The 5,385-nt window shown below is 70.5% G+C and carries 8 protein-coding genes; 5 read left to right on the forward strand and 3 right to left on the reverse strand.

Going from position 1 to position 5,385, the window contains the following annotated elements; all coding sequences use genetic code 11:
* Nucleotides 1-173: 173 nt before the first annotated feature.
* Genes F0L17_RS26345 through F0L17_RS26360 form a run of 5 tightly spaced genes read left to right on the forward strand, consistent with a single transcriptional unit; the run spans nucleotide 174 to nucleotide 2,584 of the window.
* Nucleotides 174-425 carry a phosphopantetheine-binding protein gene (locus tag F0L17_RS26345; protein ID WP_155074260.1) on the forward strand — a complete coding sequence of 84 codons (252 nt, stop codon included), beginning with the start codon at nucleotides 174-176 and terminating at the stop codon, nucleotides 423-425.
* On the forward strand, nucleotides 425-781 hold the full coding sequence (locus F0L17_RS26350) for a DsrE family protein (RefSeq protein ID WP_155074261.1): 357 nt from the start codon (nucleotides 425-427) through the stop codon (nucleotides 779-781). The genes F0L17_RS26345 and F0L17_RS26350 overlap by 1 nt, the downstream gene beginning before the upstream one ends.
* Entirely contained in the window at nucleotides 781-1,194 is a 414-nt protein-coding gene (locus tag F0L17_RS26355; protein ID WP_143071818.1) for a hypothetical protein, read from the forward strand. The genes F0L17_RS26350 and F0L17_RS26355 overlap by 1 nt, the downstream gene beginning before the upstream one ends.
* Entirely contained in the window at nucleotides 1,194-1,604 is a 411-nt protein-coding gene (locus F0L17_RS26880) for a hypothetical protein (RefSeq protein ID WP_162466914.1), read from the forward strand. The genes F0L17_RS26355 and F0L17_RS26880 overlap by 1 nt, the downstream gene beginning before the upstream one ends.
* Nucleotides 1,601-2,584, forward strand: coding sequence for an ApeI family dehydratase (locus tag F0L17_RS26360; RefSeq protein ID WP_162466915.1), 984 nt, complete (start codon nucleotides 1,601-1,603; stop codon nucleotides 2,582-2,584). The genes F0L17_RS26880 and F0L17_RS26360 overlap by 4 nt, the downstream gene beginning before the upstream one ends.
* Nucleotides 2,585-2,657: 73 nt before the next feature.
* On the opposite strand, the gene F0L17_RS26365 is transcribed toward F0L17_RS26360, so the two are convergent.
* The 3 genes from F0L17_RS26365 to F0L17_RS26375 form a co-directional block, all read right to left on the reverse strand.
* A complete protein-coding gene (locus F0L17_RS26365; RefSeq protein WP_155074263.1) occupies nucleotides 2,658-3,455 on the reverse strand; it encodes a hypothetical protein in 798 nt (265 codons plus the stop codon).
* A 119-nt stretch (nucleotides 3,456-3,574) separates the two neighbouring features.
* The gene (locus F0L17_RS26370; protein WP_155074264.1) at nucleotides 3,575-3,772 is read right to left on the reverse strand and encodes a ferredoxin; all 198 of its coding nucleotides are present in this window, start codon (nucleotides 3,770-3,772) and stop codon (nucleotides 3,575-3,577) included.
* A 4-nt stretch (nucleotides 3,773-3,776) separates the two neighbouring features.
* Nucleotides 3,777-5,000 (reverse strand): cytochrome P450, encoded by a 1,224-nt coding sequence (locus F0L17_RS26375; RefSeq protein WP_155074265.1) that lies wholly within the window; start codon nucleotides 4,998-5,000, stop codon nucleotides 3,777-3,779.
* Between the last annotated feature and the right edge of the window lie 385 nt (nucleotides 5,001-5,385).

Here is a 5,385-nt window from a genome sequence, read left to right on the forward strand (position 1 = left end):
CGAGGTCCGTAGCCCTTGCAAGTACCTGCAGCAATCGGGCGGGCACCTCCTCGCCTTCGGCGCACTGCCATAACATCGGCGAAGATCGACGCGGTGCCGCGTTCTTACAGGAAAGCACGGACGCGGAAATCGAAGAGCAAACCGCGCGAACGGCCCGAGGAAAGGGAATTCCGGTGAGTGCCGAAACCACACTGGACGTGTCGGAACTTCGGGAGCTGGTGGCGGACACGCTGGACGTCGAGCCGTCGGAGCTGACCGACGAGGTGCTCCTCATCGAGGAGCTGGAAGTCGACTCGGTGGTGGCGCTGGAACTCGCGGTCACGCTCGAGCAGCGGTACCGGATCAAGATTCCCGAGGAGGAGCTCGGCACGGTCCGCAGGTTCCCCGACATCCAGGACCTGCTGAACCGGAAGCTGAGCGGTTGATGGACGCGCAGACGGCCCGTTCCGCGGACGCCGCCTCCTACTTCCTGATCGAGAGCAAGGGGAACTGGGCGGGCCCCAACGCGGGCACCTTCCTCCTGGACGCCGCGGCGCTCGCCGAAGCCGGCCACCGGGTGCGGGTCTTCCTCGTCGAGGACGGCGTGCTCAGCGCCGTGGGCACCGACGCACCCGAGATCGAGCGGCTGGCCGCGGCCGGTGTCGAGATCCTCGTGGACGACTTCTCCGCGGCGCAGCGCGCGCTCGGCGCGACGAGGCTGTCGCCGCACGTGAGGCTCGCCGGCATGGACGTCGTCGCCGCGGCACTGGCCGAGGACGGCTGCCGGGGGGTGTGGCACTGATGGCGACCACGATGGAACGCCGCATGTGGGACCTGCTGTTGATCCTGACGGCGGCCCCGCACTCGAGCGACGTGGTGACCTCGGCGCTGCGGCTCTCCCAGGCGGTGCTCGACAACGGCGGTTCGGTACGGGTCTGGGCGTGCGGCTACGCCACGATGATGACCCAGGACACCTTCGGCGACACCAAGCTGCCGAACACCCGCGACCCCGAGGGCCACTACCCCTCGCCCTCGGCGATCGTCCAGCGGATGATCGCCGACGGTCAGGGCCGCTTCGCCTGGATCGGCTGCACCGCGTGCACCGAGGAGCGCGGCGCCACCCACCACATACCGCAGGTGCGGCACCGGTCCCCGCTCAGGCTGGCGGCGACCGTCGCCGGGGCCAAGCAGACTCTCTACCTCGGAGGGGCCTGATGACCACCACCCGCACCGAACGCGGCCCGAGCGTGCTGTGCGTCCTCGACCGCGCCTACCGCGGCGCGGTCGAGGCCCAGTTCTTCCACGCCCTGTACGGCCTGCTCGACCTGCACGGCCAGTTCGAACGGATGGACGTCGCGCTGCGCGGCGCGGCGGTGACCATGGCCGTCGAGGAGGACGCCTACCGGCCGTCGGTGCGGTTGGGCACGATGGTGCTCGACACGCTGCCGGACTACCGGGGCTCCGTGCGCGACCTGATCGCCGAGGGCTTCGACGTCTTCGTGGACGAGGCCGCCGTGACGGCGCTCGGCTTCGCCCCCGAACAGCTCGTCGCGGGGACCACCTGCCTCGGCTCGGCCGAGCTGGCGGTGCGCTGGCCGCGGTACGACCAGGTGTGGTTCGTGTGACCGGCGCGCTCCCCCCGCGGGCCGGGCGACCGGACGACGGAACGCCGCACCACGACCGGCACACCTTCGCGACCCCGCTGCGCGCGGTGGACCGGATCGAGGTGCTGTCCGACGGGCCGGACCTCCGGTTCCTGCTGTACAAGACCGTCAACCCCGAGGACCCGTACATGGTCGGGCACTTCCCGGGGCTGACGCTGCTGCCCGCGGTGTTCGTGCTGGAGGCCCTCCGCCAGGCGACGACCACCCTCGTCGGCGCGGACGAGCCGTTGAACCTGGTCGAGGTCCGCTCCGGGCGCTGGCTGGCGCCGATGCAGGGCGGCGACGAGATCCGCCTGGACGTCACGGCGAGGGCCACCGACGACGGACGGTGGCTGGTGACCGCCGACGGCACCCGCCACGACGGCACACCGGTCGCGGCGGTGAAGGTGGTGCTCGGCGACCGCGACGCCGCCGGCGAGCTGCCGACACCGGCGGGCGGGCCGCTCCTCCCGGCCTCCGGCCCGTCCGGACCGGACTACACCGAGATCCTGGACCGGCTGCCGGTGCGTCACCCGATGCTCCTGGTGGACCGGGTGGCGGCGTTCGACCCCGGTCGGCGGATCACCACCGTCAAGGCGGTCTCCGGCTCGGAGCCCTGCTACCAGGGGATGGCCGACGGTCTGCCCCTGTCGCGCTACATGTACCCCAGGGCCCTGATTCTGGAGTCCTTCGGCCAGTCCTCGGTGCTGCTGTGGCTGTCCACCGACACCGCGGAGGGCGTGCCGGTGGCCGCGGCGTTCCGCGACTGCCGCTTCACCGGCGAGGTGCGTCCCGGTGCCGTGCTGCGCCACGTGGTCCGCATCGACCGGCTGATGTCCGACAACGTCTTCGTGTCCGGACAGACCTGGGACGGCGACCGGTGCGTGATGACGGTCGGCGCCCTCATCGGCTCCAGCAGACCCCGTGCCAAGGTCGACCGCACGATGGCCGGCGCGTCCTGACCCGCGACCGGTTGTTCGACGGGCCCGCCCCCGACCGCTTCGGCGGTCGGGGGCGGGCCCGTCGGACAACCGGTCAGGAGGAGGCGTACACGCCGATGATCTCGTTGACCGCCTCGGCCACCCGCTCGCTGCGCAGGATGTCGGCGTGGTCGACGGGCACCTCGACGGACCGCTCGGCCAGCGCGGCCCCCTCGGTGGGCTCGCGGGAGCTCACCGCGGTCGCGGTGCGCCAGGCGGCGGTCGGGTCGATCTGCCGGGCCGCGTTGAGGTAGGACACGAACGACCGGAACACCGCGACGAACTCGTCCAGCAGCTCCGTGTCGAGCTCCTCGCGGGCGAACGCCGCGCCGGCCCGCTCCAGGAAGATCCGGACCAGCTCGTCGCCGTAGGCGGCGAAGTCCGGGGCGGCGGTCTGCGCCGCGACGCCCTCCCGCTGGGCGGCGGCCACCTCCTCGGGCGACAGCACCGAGGCGAACTGGTCCATCATGGCGGCGAAGTCCCGGTACAGGCCGGCCGGTGTCGGCACCTCCGGATCGAACATCACGAACCGGGGCGCCTCGGCCTGCCGGGCGGCGATCCGGGCGGCGAGCTCACCGGCGAACACGCTGCCGGCGCAGTAGCCGAGCACCGCCCGCACCGTGCGGCCGCTGTCGGCGACCTCGCCGTCCCACAGCGCGAGGTAGTCCTCTGCCGACATCCCGGTGGCGGTGTGCGGCTGCCTGGTCTCCCACACGGTGAGCTCCGGGGAGAGGAGCGGGACGAGGTCCGAGAAGCTCGAGTCGGACCGGCCCGTGGTGGCGAAGTCGACGGCGAGCACGAGCCCGGCCTCCCGACCGGCGTTGAGCACTTTCCATCCGTTGGGCTTTGTCATGTGAGCTGTCCACTCCGGTCGGCGCTGGGATAGGGGTACGGAACGGGAAAGGCCGCGGGTCCGGTGCCCACACGGGAAGGCACCGGACCCGCGGCCCGTGCGGGACGGGGCGGTGGCCCTCAGCCGTCCGAGATCAGGATGGCCTTCGACGGGCAGATGTGTTCGGCGAGCTTGTGGGCGTCCGCGGCCTCGGCGTCCGAGGGCGAGTCGTTCAGCACGACCACCAGACCGGCGTCGTCCTGGTCGAACACCGACGGGGCGTTCAGCGCGCACAGTCCGGCGCCGATGCAGCGGTCGCGATCCGCGTGGACCTTCATCCGGTCACCAGCCGACCATGAGCTTGTGGACCGGGGGCAGCCCGTCGACGAGCTCGATGGGCTCGTCGCTCTCGACCAGACGCAGCTCGGGGAAGCGGTGGATCAGGCTGGTCAGGCACAGCTCCAGCATCAGGCGCGCGACGTGCTGGCCCAGGCACTGGTGGACGCCGTAGCCGAAGGCCAGGTGGTCCCGCGCGTCGCGGTGGATGTCGAAGGTGTCCGGGTCGGCGTACTTGGCCGGGTCGCGGTCGCCCAGGCCCTTGAGCACCAGGATGCCCTCGCCCTCCTTGATGGTCACGCCGTCGATCTCCACGTCGGCGAGCGCCACCCGGGCGATGATCTCGTCCACCAGGCTGAAGTAGCGCAGCACCTCGTCCACCGTCTTGGGCATCAGCCCAGCGGTGTCGGCCCGCAGCGCCGCGAGCTGCTCGGGGTGGTCGAGCAGCGCCTGGGTGCCGAGCGCGATGCGGTTCACGATGAACTCGTAGCCCGCGATCAGCAGCATCTTGGTCATCAGGGTCAGACCGTGGTGGTCGAACTCGTCGGTCTGGCTCGCCCGGCTGATGAAGTTGCCGAGCATGTCGTCGGTGGGGTTGTTCTGCTTCTCGGTGACGAGGGTCGCGAAGTACTTCATCAACTCCTCGTTGGCGGCCAGCTTCTCGTCCATGGTGTACGAGTGCCGGGTGCCCACCATGATCGCCGCGTTGCGGGTGAAGGTGTCCCGCTCGGACTCGGGGATGCCGGCCAGCTCGCAGATCACCTGGGCGGGAAGCGGCAGCGCCAGCGCCTGGACCAGGTCGACGGGGCTGCCCTCGGCCTCCATCCGGTCCAGGTACTCGTCGACCAGTTCCTGCACCCGGGGCCGCAGCTTCTCCACGGCCTTGATGGTGAAGTCCGGCAGTGCCATCTGACGGACGCGGGTGTGGCGCGGCGGGTCCATGGTCACCAGGAGGTTCTTCGAGTCCTTGGCGATCATGTCGAGCAGTTCCTGCGGCGCGGGGAACCGGATGGGGAACGTGGGGTGCGGCTCCACGCTGAACCGGTCGTCGGCCAGCAGTCGCTGGATGTGGTCGTGCTGCGCGACCAGCCACGCCTTGCTACCCGACGGCATCGTGACCTGCGTCAGCGGACGGCCTTCCGGCAGCTGGTCGTACTCGGGCAGCAGCGGATTGGGCCAGCCGCGAGGGGCGACGGGGCAGGTCGCCCCCCTCTCCACGGCGTCGGTCATGGCGTTACCCCTTGTCTGTCTGTGGTCTCTGACCCTGCTGGGCCGATGCTATGGACCGGCTCTCGTTCACCGGAGCCACTTGCCACTTGCTGCAGCCCGGGTCGATTCAAAGAATTCGAATTCCTATGCTCCTCGGGCCGTTTCCGGAAAATGCATCTGCGCGCGACAGGGATTGTCCGATCGTGTATTCGTTTAGCTGGAACGTCGATGAACCTCAGCCCGCGAAGGCCGGAAGTGCGCCGAAACAGCGCGGCGCCTGCCTTCCGCAGCAGGTGAGCCGGCCGACTCGCGCTGGTGGCAGGACGACCGAAGTCGTCCGTCCTGCCGACCGTTGGCACCCTGACCGGACACCCAGATCGGCCTGGCCCGAAGAAACAGAGGACAG

The sequence above is a fragment of the Streptomyces taklimakanensis genome (assembly GCF_009709575.1).
Lineage (GTDB): Bacteria > Actinomycetota > Actinomycetes > Streptomycetales > Streptomycetaceae > Streptomyces > Streptomyces taklimakanensis.